Source organism: Croceimicrobium hydrocarbonivorans, assembly GCF_014524565.1.
GTDB lineage: Bacteria > Bacteroidota > Bacteroidia > Flavobacteriales > Schleiferiaceae > Croceimicrobium > Croceimicrobium hydrocarbonivorans.
In genome coordinates this window covers 400,031-416,422 of sequence record NZ_CP060139.1, presented here as the reverse complement: position 1 = coordinate 416,422, position 16,392 = coordinate 400,031, and the positions used below count along the sequence as shown (strand labels likewise).

15 protein-coding genes are annotated in these 16,392 nt (G+C 43.8%); 8 read left to right on the top strand and 7 right to left on the bottom strand.

The window, feature by feature from the left end:
• Positions 1-3 precede the first annotated feature (3 nt).
• From H4K34_RS01935 to recQ, 3 genes are read right to left on the bottom strand one after another with little or no spacing between them, the layout of a single operon-like run.
• Complete coding sequence (locus tag H4K34_RS01935) at positions 4-984, bottom strand: lytic transglycosylase domain-containing protein (protein ID WP_210759154.1); 981 nt, start codon at positions 982-984, stop codon at positions 4-6.
• A complete protein-coding gene (gene rfbC / locus H4K34_RS01930) occupies positions 981-1,532 on the bottom strand; it encodes a dTDP-4-dehydrorhamnose 3,5-epimerase (RefSeq protein ID WP_210759153.1) in 552 nt (183 codons plus the stop codon). Before rfbC ends, H4K34_RS01935 begins: the two co-directional genes overlap by 4 nt.
• A 34-nt stretch (positions 1,533-1,566) precedes the next feature.
• Positions 1,567-3,765, bottom strand: a complete 2,199-nt coding sequence (gene recQ, locus H4K34_RS01925; RefSeq protein WP_210759152.1) for a DNA helicase RecQ — start codon at positions 3,763-3,765, stop codon at positions 1,567-1,569.
• A gap of 130 nt (positions 3,766-3,895) precedes the next feature.
• Here recQ and tatC point away from each other — a divergent pair, with 130 nt between their 5' ends.
• Both tatC and lptB read left to right on the top strand, forming a co-directional pair.
• Positions 3,896-4,729, top strand: a complete 834-nt coding sequence (gene tatC, locus H4K34_RS01920; protein ID WP_210759151.1) for a twin-arginine translocase subunit TatC — start codon at positions 3,896-3,898, stop codon at positions 4,727-4,729.
• Position 4,730: 1 nt separating this feature from the next.
• Positions 4,731-5,504, top strand: coding sequence for an LPS export ABC transporter ATP-binding protein (gene lptB / locus H4K34_RS01915; protein ID WP_210759150.1), 774 nt, complete (start codon positions 4,731-4,733; stop codon positions 5,502-5,504).
• Here the strand turns inward: lptB and H4K34_RS01910 are convergent.
• From H4K34_RS01910 to H4K34_RS01900, 3 genes are read right to left on the bottom strand one after another with little or no spacing between them, the layout of a single operon-like run.
• The gene (locus H4K34_RS01910) at positions 5,481-6,431 is read right to left on the bottom strand and encodes an L-threonylcarbamoyladenylate synthase (protein WP_246452174.1); all 951 of its coding nucleotides are present in this window, start codon (positions 6,429-6,431) and stop codon (positions 5,481-5,483) included. The two genes, lptB and H4K34_RS01910, sit on opposite strands and share 24 nt — an antisense overlap.
• Before the next feature lie 29 nt (positions 6,432-6,460).
• Complete coding sequence (locus H4K34_RS01905) at positions 6,461-7,441, bottom strand: DUF3667 domain-containing protein (RefSeq protein WP_210759148.1); 981 nt, start codon at positions 7,439-7,441, stop codon at positions 6,461-6,463.
• Positions 7,441-8,754: a type IX secretion system plug protein gene (locus H4K34_RS01900; RefSeq protein ID WP_210759147.1), complete on the bottom strand. Its 1,314-nt coding sequence runs from the start codon at positions 8,752-8,754 to the stop codon at positions 7,441-7,443. The genes H4K34_RS01905 and H4K34_RS01900 overlap by 1 nt, the downstream gene beginning before the upstream one ends.
• A 155-nt stretch (positions 8,755-8,909) precedes the next feature.
• On the opposite strand from H4K34_RS01900, the gene H4K34_RS01895 reads away from it, so the two are divergent.
• The 6 genes from H4K34_RS01895 to nqrF are packed head-to-tail and all read left to right on the top strand — an operon-like array spanning position 8,910 to position 14,840.
• Positions 8,910-10,262 (top strand): Na(+)-translocating NADH-quinone reductase subunit A, encoded by a 1,353-nt coding sequence (locus H4K34_RS01895; RefSeq protein WP_210759146.1) that lies wholly within the window; start codon positions 8,910-8,912, stop codon positions 10,260-10,262.
• A gap of 10 nt (positions 10,263-10,272) precedes the next feature.
• Positions 10,273-11,466: an NADH:ubiquinone reductase (Na(+)-transporting) subunit B gene (locus H4K34_RS01890; protein WP_210759145.1), complete on the top strand. Its 1,194-nt coding sequence runs from the start codon at positions 10,273-10,275 to the stop codon at positions 11,464-11,466.
• Position 11,467: 1 nt separating this feature from the next.
• Positions 11,468-12,208, top strand: a complete 741-nt coding sequence (nqrC, locus tag H4K34_RS01885) for an NADH:ubiquinone reductase (Na(+)-transporting) subunit C (protein ID WP_210759144.1) — start codon at positions 11,468-11,470, stop codon at positions 12,206-12,208.
• 4 nt (positions 12,209-12,212) lie between these two features.
• Positions 12,213-12,887 (top strand): NADH:ubiquinone reductase (Na(+)-transporting) subunit D, encoded by a 675-nt coding sequence (locus H4K34_RS01880; protein WP_210759143.1) that lies wholly within the window; start codon positions 12,213-12,215, stop codon positions 12,885-12,887.
• A 6-nt stretch (positions 12,888-12,893) separates the two neighbouring features.
• Positions 12,894-13,511 carry an NADH:ubiquinone reductase (Na(+)-transporting) subunit E gene (gene nqrE, locus H4K34_RS01875; protein WP_210759142.1) on the top strand — a complete coding sequence of 206 codons (618 nt, stop codon included), beginning with the start codon at positions 12,894-12,896 and terminating at the stop codon, positions 13,509-13,511.
• 18 nt (positions 13,512-13,529) lie between these two features.
• Entirely contained in the window at positions 13,530-14,840 is a 1,311-nt protein-coding gene (gene nqrF, locus H4K34_RS01870; RefSeq protein WP_210759141.1) for an NADH:ubiquinone reductase (Na(+)-transporting) subunit F, read from the top strand.
• Between the two features lie 28 nt (positions 14,841-14,868).
• Here nqrF and H4K34_RS01865 read toward each other — a convergent pair whose 3' ends face one another.
• The gene (locus tag H4K34_RS01865; protein WP_210759140.1) at positions 14,869-16,347 is read right to left on the bottom strand and encodes a LytTR family transcriptional regulator DNA-binding domain-containing protein; all 1,479 of its coding nucleotides are present in this window, start codon (positions 16,345-16,347) and stop codon (positions 14,869-14,871) included.
• Between the last annotated feature and the right edge of the window lie 45 nt (positions 16,348-16,392).

Here is a 16,392-nt window from a genome sequence, read left to right as displayed (position 1 = left end):
TTTTTAGTGATTACTTTGTTCGGCAGCCGGTTGCGTAATGGGTGGGTCAAAGGGTTGATCCTGTGTATTACTAGCTTTTTTAGGAATCACAAATTCATAAACCTTCGACTGAGGGTTAGGCAAGTTCTCCATTCTCAACCAAGGGTTGTAATACTTCAGAATGCGATAGTTAATGCCGTATTTCTCATTGAGGTAAGCAACGTGGCTGATGCTGCTATCAACCTTAACCGTAAATGTTTCCTGAGGCAGGTAACGATCTTTAGCTCTAACGTGAAAGCCATATTGATCCGGAGCTTCGAGGATTTCCTTAACGGCTAATAGTCTGTATACATAACGGGCCGTTTCAGGATTTAAGTTCAAAGCGTAGTAAGAATTTTCACGCTGGCGTTCCATTTGTTTTTTCAGTCCGCTGATTCCCATATTGTAAGATGCCGCGGCCAAGGTCCAGGAACCAAATTCGGCATAAGCCTCTTTTAAATAAGCACAGGCTACGCGGGTAGCTTTTTCTACATGGTAGCGCTCATCTACTTCGCGATCTATCTCCAAACCGTATTGCTTGCCGGTACTTTCCATAATTTGCCAAAAACCTACCGCTCCGGCTGGTGAAACTATGGGCGTAAGGCCTGATTCTACTAAGGGGAGATATTTGAAATCTAGCGGAACGCCATTTTCCTTAAGGATCTTTTCAATGGTGGGGAAGTGGCGGGCAGAACGCTTGATAAACAAGAGCGTTTGACTTTGCCAATAGGTGTTTACCAATAATTCGCGGTCAAAGGCCTCCACTACCTGAGGGTCATCCAGAGGTACGGCCTCCCCAGCGAAATCTAAATGCTCGGGAATTGGCAAACTGTAAATAGAGTAATTGTCTTTAAAATCTTCTTTCTGGCCTACATCATCCCGCTCACCGTAGCGAGCAAAAATCAAGAGAGTACTGATACCAATCAGTCCCAAAGCCATACTTATTTGTTCTACGCGGAGTTTCATGAGAATCTAAATTGAGAGTCGAGTTCAGAAAGAGGGCGCGATTCACGGTCTTTATCCGAGAGCAGCGGGTTTTCCAATCCCCAGTCTATTTTCAGGGCTGGGTCATTCCATAGAACGGAGCCTTCACTTTCTTTGTGGTACAGATTTGTGCATTTATAGCTAAAAATCGTGTTGTCTTCTAAGGTTGCAAAGCCATGGGCAAAACCGGGAGGAATCCAAAACATTAATTTGTTTTCGCCGGTGAGCTTTACTTTATGGTGTTGCCCGTAAGTAGGGGAGCCTTTGCGAATGTCTACCACCACATCTAAAACAGCCCCTTGAATAACCCGTACCAATTTACCCTGGGCATAAGGTGGATTTTGAAAGTGTAAGCCACGCAAAACCCCTTTATTGCTTAAGGATTGATTGTCTTGAACAAATTCAAAATTAACTCCGAAATTCTCGAAGATGGCCTTATTATAAGATTCGTAAAAATAGCCGCGATCATCACCAAAAACGCGGGGGACAATCTCTAATAAACCCGGGATGGGCGTTTCAATAATTTGCATTAAAAAAGGGAATTTTAGCTCAGGGCTAAATTAATTAGTTCGCTACTTCGCTCATGAATTTGATGCGCATTAATCGCAATTCTTCCTCACTGTAGTCGCCATCAAATTCATCGTAAGCCTCTTGCAGTTCATCTGAGTCGGCTTCCATGAAATAATCATGCACTTCTTCCAATTGTTCTTCATCGAACATATCTTCCAAAACATAGTCGAGATTAACTTTGGTACCTGAATGCACAATGTGCTCAATTTCAGTTACCAGATCATCCATACTCAGGCCTTTGGCAGCGGCAATATCTTCGAGGGGAAGCTTACGGTCGGTACTCTGAATGATGTAGACCTTTAAGCCAGATTTATTCACTACTGATTTAACCAGCAGGCCATCGCCTTTCTCGATATTATTGTCTTCAACGTATTTGCTGATGAGCTCAAGGAAAGGAGTTCCAAACTTGCGGGCCTTACCTTCTCCAACGCCAGAGATCTGTTTCAGTTCATCGAGACTGGTAGGGTAGTGCAGGGCCATCTCATTTAAAGAAGGTTCTTGGAATACGGTGAAGGGAGGCAGGCCTTTGGATTTGGCCACCTTACGGGTGAGTTCCTTCAGCATTTTGAAGAGCTCCGGATCGAAGGAAGCGCCAGCCTTTTGTTCAGAGATTATCTCTTCTTGTCCGGCTTCTTCTTCATAGTCGTGATCCTCCGCAATTAGGAAGGGACCTTGTTCCTTAAGGAAGGCCTGACCTTTATCGCTAATGAAGAGTACTCCATATTTTTCGATATCCTTACGCAGATATCCTTGAACAATGGCCTGGCGGATTACTGACATCCAGTGCTTCTCGTCTTTATCTGCTCCCATATTGAAAACGGGGAGCTCCTGAACTTTATACTGCTTGGTAATGGAGTTCAAAGTTCCACATAGAGTATCTACCACGGATTTCGCTTTGAAGCGTTGAGCGGTAGCTATAATGGTTTCCAATACCGTTTTTAAATCCTCACGAGCATCAAATTGCTTGCGCGGATTTTGACTGTTATCATCGTTCTTCGCTCCGGGTCCATTTTCTTCATCAAAGAATTCCCCGAAATAATGGAGAATGAATTTCCTTCGATTCATGGCGGTTTCCGCATAGGCAATCACCTCTTGCAGAAGCTGCATGCCTATTTCCTGCTCTGAGACAGGCTTACCATTGAGGAATTTCTCCAGCTTTTCTACATCCTTATAGGAGTAAAAAGCCAGGCAATGGCCTTCGCCACCATCACGACCGGCACGACCGGTTTCCTGATAATAGCTCTCCAGGCTTTTGGGCATATCGTAGTGAATCACAAAGCGCACATCCGGCTTATCGATTCCCATTCCGAAGGCGATAGTGGCCACAATCACGTCGGCATCTTCCATAAGGAATGCATCCTGATGGCGAGAGCGGGTGCCTGCATCTAAACCAGCATGATAGGGCAGGGAGTTAATTCCGTTTACCTGCAGGGTTTGGGCCAGCTCCTCCACTTTTTTCCGACTCAAGCAATAGATGATGCCACTCTTACCTTCATTCTTCTTGATGAAGCGAATGATATCACGATCAACATTCTTGGTTTTGGGACGTACCTCATAAAAGAGGTTCGGGCGGTTAAAGGAAGCTTTGAAGACCTCGGCATCTTCCATGCCCAGGTTTTTCTGAATATCGCTTTGCACCTTGGGGGTCGCCGTAGCGGTGAGGCCAATAATTGGCTTACGCCCGATTTTTTGGATGATCTGTTTAAGATTGCGGTACTCCGGTCTGAAGTCATGACCCCATTCCGAAATACAGTGAGCTTCATCAATCGCGAAGAAAGAAATCTCTACCGAGCGAAGGAATTCGATATTCTCTTCTTTGGTGAGGGATTCTGGAGCAACGTAGAGCAATTTGGTAATACCATTTACGATATCAGCCTTTACCTGTTCTACATCTCTCTTACTAAGGGAAGAGTTAAGCACATGTGCAATGCCCGAATCATCGGCAAAGCCTCTTAAACTATCCACCTGATTTTTCATCAGGGCAATTAATGGCGATACGACTATGGCGGTACCGTCCTGCATAATGGCCGGTAATTGGTAGCAGAGTGATTTACCTCCGCCTGTAGGCATGATCACAAAGGTGTCGTTGCCAGCAAGTACGTTTTCGATTACGGCCTCTTGATTGCCCTTAAATTGGCTAAAACCAAAAAAGCGTTTTAAATGCGCTTGAGCCGTGGAAATTTGCGTTCCCAATACTTACGTGTCTTATTAATTTCTTTAAATATACTAATTATAGCTGCGTGAGAGCAAATAAATCTTCCCCGGGATTGCATCTGTTTCACAGCTAAAATTTAGCAACTTTGCAGCAATTTTTGAAAAATCAATGGCAAAGGCAGAAAGTGATCACATGTCCTTCCTCGAACATCTGGAAGTTCTACGTTGGCACCTCATACGATCTACACTGGCAATCATGCTTATGGCCATGTTGGCCTTTTTAGGTAAAAGCATTTTATTCGATGTAATCATATTTGGACCTAAGCAGCCCGACTTCTTCACTTACGAACTTTTTTGCACTATTTCGCGCGAAATTAGTAATACAGAGTTATTCTGCCTCAGTGAAATGCCCTTTAAAATTCTGAATACCCGAATGGCTGGCCAATTCTCTACGCACATCTGGGTTTCCTTGATTGCAGGATTTATTTTGGCCTTTCCCTATGTTCTGTATGAATTTTGGCGCTTTGTGGCTCCAGGCCTGAAATCCAGCGAACGCAAATACTCGCGTTGGGTATTATTCTTCGGTGGAATATTGTTCCTTCTCGGGGTCTCTTTCGGATATTTTCTGATTGTACCTCTTTCCCTGCAATTTTTAGGTTCTTATACGATTAGTGATGAGATCAACAATTTAATTGACCTCAATTCTTATATCTCTACCGTGAGTACAGTAACTCTGGCAACCGGCATTATCTTTGAACTGCCGGTGGTGATTTACTTCCTAGCTCGTAGTGGTCTGGTTACGGCCGAGTTCCTAAGAAAATATCGTCGCCATGCCATCGTTTTGATTCTGGTACTTTCGGCGGTTATTACTCCGCCCGATGTGGCCAGTCAGATTTTGGTTTCTTTCCCAATCTTTATTTTGTACGAAATAAGTATTCGGATTGCAGCCCGCCTGGAAAAGCGACAATTGAAAGAGCTGAAAGTACCGGCTAAAAAGGATTAGGATGATTTTACGCGCAGAAAATATTGTTAAGAAATACCGTTCTCGTACCGTTGTTAAAGGCGTAAGCTTTCAGGTGCAGCAAGGGGAAATCGTAGGACTATTAGGTCCTAATGGTGCCGGTAAAACCACCAGCTTTTATATGGTAGTTGGCCTTATTAAACCCAATGAAGGACAGGTATTTATCGATCAGCAAGAAATCACTACCGATCCCATGTACAAGCGGGCCCAAAAGGGGATTGGTTACCTGGCCCAAGAGGCCAGTGTTTTCCGTAAGCTCAGTGTAGAGGAGAACATCATGGGCGTTTTGCAAATGACCGATCTTTCCAAAGCTGATCAGAAGAAAAAATTAGAGTCACTGCTGGATGAATTTGGTTTACAGCATATCCGCAAAAACCGTGGAGATTTGCTTTCCGGTGGTGAACGTCGCCGTACCGAGATTGCCCGTGCCCTGGCGGTAGATCCTAATTTTATTCTTTTAGATGAGCCTTTTGCAGGGGTAGACCCGATCGCGGTAGAAGATATTCAAAGCATTGTTGCCTCTTTGAAGAGTAAGAACATTGGGATTTTAATTACCGATCATAATGTGCAGGAAACCCTAGCTATTACGGATCGTACCTATCTGATGTTTGAAGGGCAAATTTTAAAATCAGGATCCGCGGAAGAACTAGCTTCGGATGAGCAGGTTCGTCGGGTTTATTTAGGACAAAACTTCGAATTGCGTAAAAAGCGGGAAGCGGTATTTAATCCGGGCTCAAGCCACGGAAGCCCTTCTTAGGCGATCATTTATAGCGCGGCCCAAGCCTTCATTCGGGAATTCTTCGGCCAGAATTACATCCACCTCATTTTTATCAAAACTACGCATAGCAGCGAAGAGCTTGCTGGCGGCTTCTTTTAAGTCACCAGTGGGAGAGAGGATTCGCTGGTTTTGATCAGGAATACCACTAATCTTCTTGCAAAAGCTAATGCTGCCACAGCGCTTACGATCTACCTTATTGAGGTTTAGATCGAGATTGCCATGGGTTAAAGGAATACCGGGTGAATAGTGGGCACTCAGCATTCCCGGAGCCTTGGGATTGCTACTGGAGCTTCGGGTATAAGGCACCTTTCGATCCAGCACTTCTTCGATCGCTTCCAGGCTTAAGCCGCCTAGTCGTAGCACTATTGGTTCATCCTGACTAAGATCGATGATAGTGGATTCCAAACCTACCTGAGCCGAACCACCATCTAAAATATAAGCCAGACTATCGCCAAATTGACCCGCCACATGATTAGCCTGAGTAGGGCTTACCCGACCAAATAGATTTGCGGATGGAGCAGCCAGTGGGAAATCGAGCTTTTGCAATAAGGATTGGCAAAGTGGATGGGCCGGAAAACGCACGGCTACGGTAGGATGTCCAGCCGTTACAATATCCGGGATTATATCCTGCTTAGGAAAAACATAGGTTAAGGGACCCGGACTAAAGGCTTGATAAAGGGCATCGAAATAGGGGCCGGTATCTTTTACATAGTCGCCCAAATGATCAGCGGAAGCTAAATGAATAATGAGCGGGTCGAAGGCGGGTCTCTTCTTTAGCTCAAATATTTGGGCTACTGCCTTGGCATCTAAGGCATTTGCAGCCAAACCATATACTGTTTCCGTAGGAATTGCTACGGCTTTTCCTTCACTGAGGAGTTCGGCCGCTAATGAAATATCGGAACCCATGCTTTCCATGCCACAAAAGTAGCTCCTTCTTACATGAGAATGAAAACCAAAACCAGGGATAGCATAAAAAAGGCCACAAAACTTAGTAGACCAAAGATGTTTACCAGGAGGTATTTAAAGAAGGTTTTCCCCCAGGTTTGACCGTAAAAACGATGCATCGCGATAAACAAATGCACTCCGTAGAGTAAGATGATGAGAATGAATACCGTCTGATTATCAATTACCAAATTGTAGAGGAAAGAAACAAAGAAAAACAGGCCCTGTTGATATAGGGTAAAGAAGAGATGTTCGGGGTAATAGAAATCGCGACGGAAGTATAAAAGCTTTAAAACCAGTCCTAAAACTGGGATAAAGAGGAAAAGAATCCAGGCTAGCTTTGAGATGAGCTCGCGGTTAAAGCTCTCAAAATTATCCTTTTGATTATGCCCGAATTTCGCTGTCTTTTGCGCTTGTTCGAAAGCGAAATCATTCCAGAAACCGGGCTCAAGATTCAAGCGTTGGTAGAGTTCTTCCTTGCTGCCCTCGGGTTTCACCAATAGGTAATCGCTCATGGCAGAAAAGCGAATAGCTAAGCTGGGATCTTCGAAATCATTCAATTTATCTTCCGCTTTTTGGATGGCGCTTTCGCGTTCCTCATCGCTTAGCGTTTTGAGGCGACTGATACTTTCCTGATCAATATTACTATTCACCAGATTAGCATCGCGGTTCAATTGAATGGAAGTAATCAGTAGGATAGAGGCAAGAAAGTAGAAGCGCACCGGATTCATATAGCGCATCCTTTTACCAAGCCTAAAGTCTGTGGCTACTTTTCCGGGTTTAATTAGAACATCTCTAAGAGTGCGGAAAACTCGTCCGTCGACGGCAAAAAAGTTGGAAAGAGATTCACCGATTAATTCGATGAAGGTGAGACGTCGGGTATCATTTACCTGACCACAATTGCTGCAATAATTAGCATCGCCAATTTCTTGGCCGCAATTGAGGCATTCGCTGCCTTTTTGCCGTTTGAGCATCAGTCGTTTTGGTTAAATAGGTCGTTGGAGCTAAAGGTAGCAAATCCAACTAGTCGATCGTAGCGACTGCCTATTTCTCGATTGTAAACCAAAATTTGATAATCGTTCTCTGTTTGCCAGTGGCTGCCTTCTAAAAAACTGAGGTCGGCATATTCCTTCCCTTGCATGTTTACGGCATAGGCATAATTGTAAAAACCCTGTTTTAGCAAGGCCTGGCAGCGATAGGCTCTTCGATCTGCGTCGTAATACATCTTGTATTCCCGTAACATCTTCCAATCGGTGAACTCACCAAAGAGGTACACATCCGAACCTATTTCATTGGGATAATCGAGGAAGAAATCCACCAGGGCATAGTCGGCTTCGGAATCGGAATTAGTAGCATCCAGGCGTCGAACTCGATATTGGCCATTAATATCAAAGAGGGTAGAGTAGCGTTCCACCGCCCGACTTTGATCCTTTTTCAAGAATACCTTAAAGAAGGTGTCTTGCCGAATTTGACGCACATTTAAACTGAGGCTGTAGAGGTTTTTAATATCGAAGTTGCGCCATTCGCTATTGGCCTCAAAAGTGTTTTCATCATCATATTGATAGATGAGTTGACCATTTTGCAGGAATTGAGGCTTCAGATCTTTAATGGCTAAATCCCAGCGCTGATTTTGCATCAGGACCACCTTCAAATCAGTAAAGGGATTAGGAATGGGGTAGGAGCCATGGGATAAGGTGAAGTCCAGTTCTTGATGGGTGTCGATTTTCTCTACACGGGTAGGACGTTTTACCCTGCCTCCGGCCTGAACGATTTCTTCATAAACCATAAAGCGTTTACTCAAAACCCTCTTTTCGGGATCACCATCACGATACACTAAAAGCAGGTAGTTCCCGGAAATCTTAAAGCTTACCTGATTATTGGGAATTTGCAGATTATAATGAGTGTAGGGGATAAAGGCATTTAAAGAATACTCAAAGTCCTGAATATAATCATCACTAAAATTATTGAGGTAATCATTGCGCATGATGTCTGATGGAGTCCAATCGGCATTGCAATGGTAAATCGCATAGGAAAGATTGGTGAACTCCTCATAAAGATCATCAAAACTCAGTTCCAGGGTTTCACCGCTATTTAAGGCTATCACTGGCATAGCGAGATCATTACCCCTGGGAACCAGTCGCACCGAACGGATACCAGGTTGGTAGATATAGTCCTCATAACGAAGCTTATCATTTTGATAGTACTCTTGGGTCTGGGCTAAGCCGAAATGTGGGAGCGATATCAGCAGGATAAAAAAGAGGCGCGGGAATAGGGAGCGATAGGGCATGAGTAAAAAATGCGTTTGGGTCTGAATTATTGCGACTTAAGCTTTAAATTTGCCGCCAATTTAGATGAGTTCTAAATTGCGCGTAGTTTAGGCGGGCTCAAGCTTCGTCTTAATTTTGCAAGCCAATAATAATGACAATTTTTTGATTCCATTCGATGTCAGAAGTTATCAAAATTAAAAAGGGCGTAGATATCAAGCTGCAAGGCGAAGCGGAGAAAATTTTCGCAACTGCCGACACCCCCAGCACCTATGCTCTCAAGCCTTCGGATTTCCCGGGAATTCGCATGAAGCTTAAAGTGAAAGAAGGGGATGAAGTTCTGGCCGGTGATCCGATCTTTTTCGACAAGGGTCGTCCCGCAATCACATTTGGCTCGCCCGTTAGTGGTGAAATCGCCGAAGTGGTTCGAGGAGAGAAACGCCGAATTCTGGAAGTTCGTGTATTAGCTGACAAAGAGATTCGCTACCGCGATTTCGGTTCTGCCGATCCTGCTTCTCTGAAAAGAGATGAGGTGAAAGGCAAAATCGTAGAAGCTGGTATGTGGCCTCTGGTGAAGCAACGCCCCTACAACATTGTAGCGAATCCCGACCGTGTACCCCGTGATATCTGGGTATCTTGTTTCGACAGTGCTCCTTTGGCACCGGATGCGGATTTTGTGGTTCACGGACAGGAAGCCGAATTTAAAACCGGTATCAAAGCTTTAATGCAACTTACCGATGGTAAAGTGCATTTAGGTTTAGATGGTCGTACTAATCCTTCAGAAGCCTTTAAGGTGGAAGGAGCGGTGATGCATCGTTTTACCGGTCCACACCCTGCGGGAAATCCTGGTGTGCAAATGCATGCTGTGGCTCCTATTAATAAAGGAGAAACCGTTTGGACTGTAGGCTTACAAGATGTAATTATGATCGGGCGCTTATTTATGAGTGGTCAGTTCCAGGCGCAACGTAGTGTGGCTCTGGCTGGTGCTCAGGTATCTAAGCCTCGTTATTATAAGGCCCTGATTGGTGCCAATGTGAAGTCGATCCTGGAAGGCAATGTAGCGGCTGGAAACAACCGTTATATTTCTGGAAACATCCTTACTGGTAATCAAATTCCTTCTGAAGGTTATTTGTCCTTTTACGATAATCAAATTACCGTAATGCCGGAAGGTGGAGAAGACCAGTTCTTTGGTTGGATGGCTCCTAACTTCAACAAGTTTAGTATTTCCCGTGCCCTCTTTAACTGGATGATGCCTAATAAGCGCTTGAATCTGGATGCCAATTTAAATGGTGAAGAGCGTGCATTTGTTGTAACCGGCGAGTACGAAAAGGTATTCCCATTTGATATTTATCCGGTACAACTATTAAAGTCTATCATGGTTAAGGATATCGAAGCGATGGAAAACCTGGGCATCTATGAGGTGGCCGAGGAAGATATGGCGCTTTGTGAGGTAGTTTGTACCTCTAAGATTCCGGTACAGGAAACCTTACGTGAGGGCTTGGATTTAATGTTGGATGAATTAGGCGACTAAACAGATTAGGATGAAACTATTCAAGAATATTCTCGACAGCGTTAAGCCGCATTTTGAAGCAGGCGGTAAGTTCGAAAAACTCCACCCGGTATACGACGGTTTTGCAACCTTCCTTTTTACTCCGGGACACACCAGCCATAGTGGAGCGCATGTGCGCGATGCTATTGACCTGAAGCGTACTATGATTACCGTGGTAATGGCCATGGTTCCTGCACTTTTATTCGGTATGTGGAATGCCGGTAATTTGCATTACACTGCCTTAGGCCTGGCTGAAACCATGACTTTTGGTGATAAATTCCTTTGGGGGGCGATGAAAATCGTTCCTATGCTCATCGTTTCCTACGGGGTAGGATTGGGAGTAGAATTTATCTTCTGTATCATTAAGAAACACTCCATTCAGGAAGGTTATCTGGTATCAGGGATGTTGATTCCTTTGATTATGCCAATCGACATTCCGCTGTGGATGGTAGCAGTTTCAGTAATCTTTGCCGTGGTAATTGGTAAAGAGGTATTCGGTGGTACCGGGATGAACATCCTGAATCCCGCATTAACCGCTCGTGCCTTTGCCTTCTTTGCTTATCCTACTTATATGAGTGGTGATAAAGTATGGATCAACACCAGTGCTGATGCTGGTCAATCAGTAGTAGACGGATTCTCCGGAGCTACTGTTTTAGGATCTTACGCCACTGGCGGAGATGTACAGTACTCAGTTTGGGATATGTTCATGGGCTTTATTCCGGGTTCTATTGGTGAAACATCTACGGTAGCCATTTTAATTGGTGCCGCAATCTTATTGTACACTGGTATTGCTAGCTGGAGAATAATGTTGAGCGGTGTGATTGGCGCTTTAGCCATGGGATACCTTTTCAATGCCTTTGCTCCTCATGCGATCTCTCCAGAGCAACAATCCTTTATGAGTTTACCAGGATGGCAACACCTTATTATGGGTGGCTTTGCTTTCGGTATTGTCTTTATGGCTACTGATCCGGTATCAGCCGCACAGACCAACCGTGGTAAATGGATCTACGGATTCTTGGTAGGTTTCTTCGCGATTATGATTCGCGTATTTAACCCTGCCTATCCAGAAGGTATTATGATGGCCATTCTCTTTATGAACGTAATGGCTCCTCTGATCGACCACTATGTAATTCAGGCTAATATCAACAAGCGTAAAAAACGTTTGGCAACCGTAAAAGCAGCATAAGATGGACGTTAATAAGAATTCATACACATTTACCTTCGCTGCGGTCATGGTGATCGTAGTAGCGGCTATGTTATCTTTTGCCGCCACGAGCTTAAAACCTATGCAGGATAACAATATCCGATTGGAGAAGATGCAAAACATCCTTTCTTCTATCAATATTGAAGTATCTCGCGAGGAAGCTGAGGAAGCCTATGATAAGTACATCACTAAAGAAGTAGTGATCAATAACTCCAAAGAAGTAAGTGGTATCGCAGCTTTTGATGTGGAGATGTCTAAAGAGGTAGCTAAAGCTCCAATGGAGCGCAATGCGCCCTTATACATTGCAGATAAAGACGGTGAAACTTACTATATCATTCCAATGCGTGGAAAAGGACTTTGGGGTCCTATCTGGGGATACATCTCTTTGGAGAAAAATGTGAGCACCATTTACGGAGCCACCTTCGATCACAAATCCGAAACTCCTGGTTTAGGAGCTGAGATTAAAGGCGAGAGCTTTACCAGTCTTTTCCCCGGTAAAGAAATGTTAGAAGACAATGGTTCTTTTACTGGCATTCAAGTAATGAAGGGTAATGCCTCCGGCGAGCACCAAGTAAATGGTATCAGCGGTGGAACTATTACTTCAGTAGGAGTTCAAACTATGATCTCTGACTGCATGAAGAGTTATGTAGACTACCTGAAGACTGTGAAAACAGCATCAGCAGGTACTATGGAAGATAATCGTTTAGCAACTATCGATCAATAGAATCATGGCGGAAGTACAAGAAGTAAAGAAGGAGCGTGAATCGCTCTTTAGCAAGAAAAACCGCAAACTGATTACGGACCCCCTTAACGACAGTAACCCGATTACCGTTCAGGTTTTAGGTATCTGCTCGGCCCTTGCGATTACCGTAAAGCTGTATCCGGCTTTGGTAATGTCGCTTTCGGTATTGTTCGTATTGAGTGCCGGTAACGTAGTGATCTCTTTAATGCGTAACCTGATTCCTAACCGAATCCGGATTATCGTTCAATTGGTAGTAGTTGCCAGCTTGGTAATTTTAGTAGACCAGGTATTGAAAGCTTATGTATACGATGTTAGTAAAGAGCTTTCGGTATTCGTAGGTCTTATTATCACTAACTGTATTATCATGGGACGTTTCGAGGCCTTCGCCTTGGGTAATACCCCTTGGAAATCTTTCCTTGATGGTTTAGGTAATGGATTCGGATATGCCTGGATCTTATTAACCGTAGCTTTCTTCCGTGAATTATTGGGATCCGGTCAATTGTTCGGATTTCAAATTGTACCTGAGTCTTGGTACTTAAGCGAAGGAGGTTTTTACAGCAATAACGGTTTAATGCTTTTACCTCCAATGGCCCTTATTACCGTAGGGATTATCATTTGGGTACAGCGTTCACGTAACACTGAATTGATCGAAGAAAACTAAGCCATCATGCAAGAGTTAATAAACATATTTGTAAAATCCATCTTTGTTGAGAACATGATCTTTGCCTACTTCTTAGGCATGTGTTCTTACTTGGCAGTATCGAAGAAAGTAAATACTGCGGTGGGCTTAGGAGCAGCGGTAATCTTTGTATTAGGCATTACCGTTCCGGTGAACTACTTACTGGAAAACTACATTTTGAAAGAAGGCGCTTTAAGCTGGTTAGGACCGGATTTCGCTGAAGTTGACTTAAGCTTCTTAAGCTTTATCATGTTCATCGCGGTAATTGCCTCTATGGTGCAGTTGGTAGAAATGATTGTAGAGAAGTTTGCACCGGCTCTATACGGAGCTTTGGGTATCTTCTTGCCTTTGATCGCGGTAAACTGTTCTATCCTTGGTGGTGCCCTCTTTATGCAAGAGCGTAACTATAATACCATTGGTGAAGCTACTGTATTCGGTTTAGGTAGTGGAGTGGGTTGGTTCTTAGCCATCGTTGCTATTGCAGCCATCCGCGAAAAAATCCGTTACTCCCATATTCCAGCCCCTTTGCGTGGTTTAGGAATTACCTTTATCGTAACCGGATTGATGGGAATCGCCTTCATGGCCTTCATGGGAATTAAATTGTAACTAAGAAATTAAGAACTGATGGTATTATTATCGACCAGTACGGTTATCATTTCCAGTATCGTAGTCTTCTTTTTACTGATTATTCTGTTGGTATCTGTACTTCTGGGCGCCAAAGCCAAGCTTTCTCCCAGTGGACCTGTTACCTTGAATATCAACGGCGAAGACCGTCAAGTAGACTCTGGTAGCACCTTACTTACTACCCTTGGTAACGAGAAAATTTTCCTTCCTTCTGCCTGTGGTGGTGGCGGTACTTGTGCCATGTGTAAATGCCAGGTTGTTGAAGGTGGTGGTGAAATTCTTCCTACCGAGGTAGGTTACTTTACCCGTAAAGAAGTACAAGAAAAATGGCGCTTAGGTTGCCAGGTGAAGGTTCGTGGAGATATGAAAATCCACGTTCCAGAAGAGATCTTTGGTATTAAGAAGTGGGAATGCGAAGTGGTTTCTAACTACAACGTAGCTTCCTTTATTAAAGAATTCGTGGTTAAATTACCGGAAGGTGAAAACCTCGATTTCGAAGCCGGTGGTTATATCCAAATTGATGTTCCTGCTTGTGAAGTAGATTATAAGGATATCGATATCACCGCTCATCCACGTTTAGGACGTAAACCTGACGATTTCCAATCAGAGTGGGATAAGTTTGGTCTTTGGGATCTTAAGATGAAGAATGATGAAACCATCTTCCGTGCTTACTCCATGGCCAATCACCCTGCAGAAGGTAATATCGTGATGTTGAACATTCGTATTGCTACTCCACCTTGGGATCGTGCTAAAAACGGATGGATGGATGTAAATCCTGGAATCTGTTCTTCTTATGTATTTAATCAAAAGCCTGGTGATAAGGTAACCGTATCCGGTCCTTACGGAGAGTTCTTTATTAAAGAAACCGAGGCCGAGATGCTTTATATCGGTGGTGGTGCAGGTATGGCGCCCATGCGTTCACACTTATTCCACTTATTCCACACCTTAAAGACCGGCCGTAAAGTAAGTTACTGGTACGGTGGTCGTTCTAAGCGTGAGCTTTTCTACCTGGATGATTTCCAGAAAATTGAAGCGGAATTCCCGAACTTCCAGTTCCACGTTGTACTTTCTGAGCCATTACCAGAAGATAACTGGACTGAAAAGAAAAGTGTAGATGATAAGGAAGGAGATGGATTTACCGGTTTTGTACACCAAGCCGTAATCGATCAGTACCTTTCTAAGCATGCAGAACCCGAAGAAATTGAGTTCTATTTCTGTGGACCTCCTATGATGAACGCCGCCGTATTAAAGATGTGCGACGACTGGGGTGTACCACCAGAAAACGTAAGTTTCGACGACTTCGGTGGCTAAGCCGAAGCATACAAGAATATCAAACGCCTCATTTTATGGGGCGTTTTTTTATGCCCGCTTTTCGCTCAGCCTGTTTCAATAGTTCCGCTTGGTAGGAGCTTCCCAAAGGAAGCTTTTCACCATTCAGTAAGGTAATTTGCTTGGGATGAATCTGGTAGATCTTATCCAAACGAACGATGTAGGAGCGATGTACCCGCAAAAACTCCAGCGGCTCTGGGAGTTGCTCTTGCATTTCGCTGATTTTGCCGCGGGTGCTATGTCGACCGTGCATGCTAACAATTTCCACATAATTGGCAGAAGCCTGTAAATACCAAATATCTTCCACCGGAATCCGGGTAATTTGACCCTTATCTTGAATAACCAAGATTTTACTTTTACGCCGTAACCACCTTAGAGTGAAACGTAAAATTTCCCGGGCCAAATCACGATTGTAAATCAGGATGCGAACCTTGAAAAAAGCATAGAGTACCGAGGCAAGCGCCAATGCCTCCAGAAGATAGAACCACCATTGCTGATAGAATGGAGCAGCAAGATTAAAACTAAAGCCCTGATGACCTTTGAAGCCGGCATTAGCAATATTAGACTCTACTTCGAAGCTATAGCTACCAGGCGGAATTTCGGGATAGATCGCCTCACCGGATTTGGAATAATGCCAGTCTTCTTCAAGACCTTTAAGTCGATATCGATATTGTATAGCACCCTTTTGACGGTAAAAGATGTCCTCAAACTGAATATTCAATTTGTTTTGATTGGCGCCTAGTTTTAGCTCTTCGCTGGCTAAAGGCTGGGTTTTGGAACCGGCTTGAAGGCTTTTAAAATGAAGAAATGACTTTTCAATCGAAGCGATGGTATCTTGGGTATAGGCATAAGTGTACAAGCCGCTGGAGCTGGTAAACCAAAGCAAGTTATCATCTACCACCAGATTGCGTAATTCCCCTTCGGGTAGTCCGGAGCCAGGACCGGTAGTCCGAATTTGAGCCTGCCATTGGGAGTCGAATTGAATTCGACTAAAGCCTTGTTTACTGATAAGCCAAACTTGATTTTCATTATCGATATAAAGGTTTTCTAAAAAATCGGAAATCAATCCATCTTTAGCTCTAATGGAGAAAACACTGTCTGCATTCCAAACGATTAAGCCATTACCCTGACTGCAAAACAAATAGCCGTTTTGGTGTTTGGCAATTTGGTTAATCGGTAATTGAAATCCTGGATAGCGATGGCTTAGGGATCTCTGCTTTCCATTTTTATCCAAATGATAAAGACCATTGGACGAACCGATAAACCATCCGGAGTCGGCACTATTACAGGCGGATAAAACCCTTTGATCTAAGGCATAATGGTGGAATTGTAAATTGGAATCCAAAACCTCGATATAGGGATTTTGGTAGATAAGATAGATTTCACCGCTTTGAGGGTCTTCGCTGATACTGCGCAGGTTTAAGCTGCTTTTAGCTTTATAGAATTGATCAGCAATCCACAGTCTATTCGAATATTCTTCTTTGGACACAAAGGCATGATGAACCTTACTGCAAAGGAATTGACGAAATTTTCT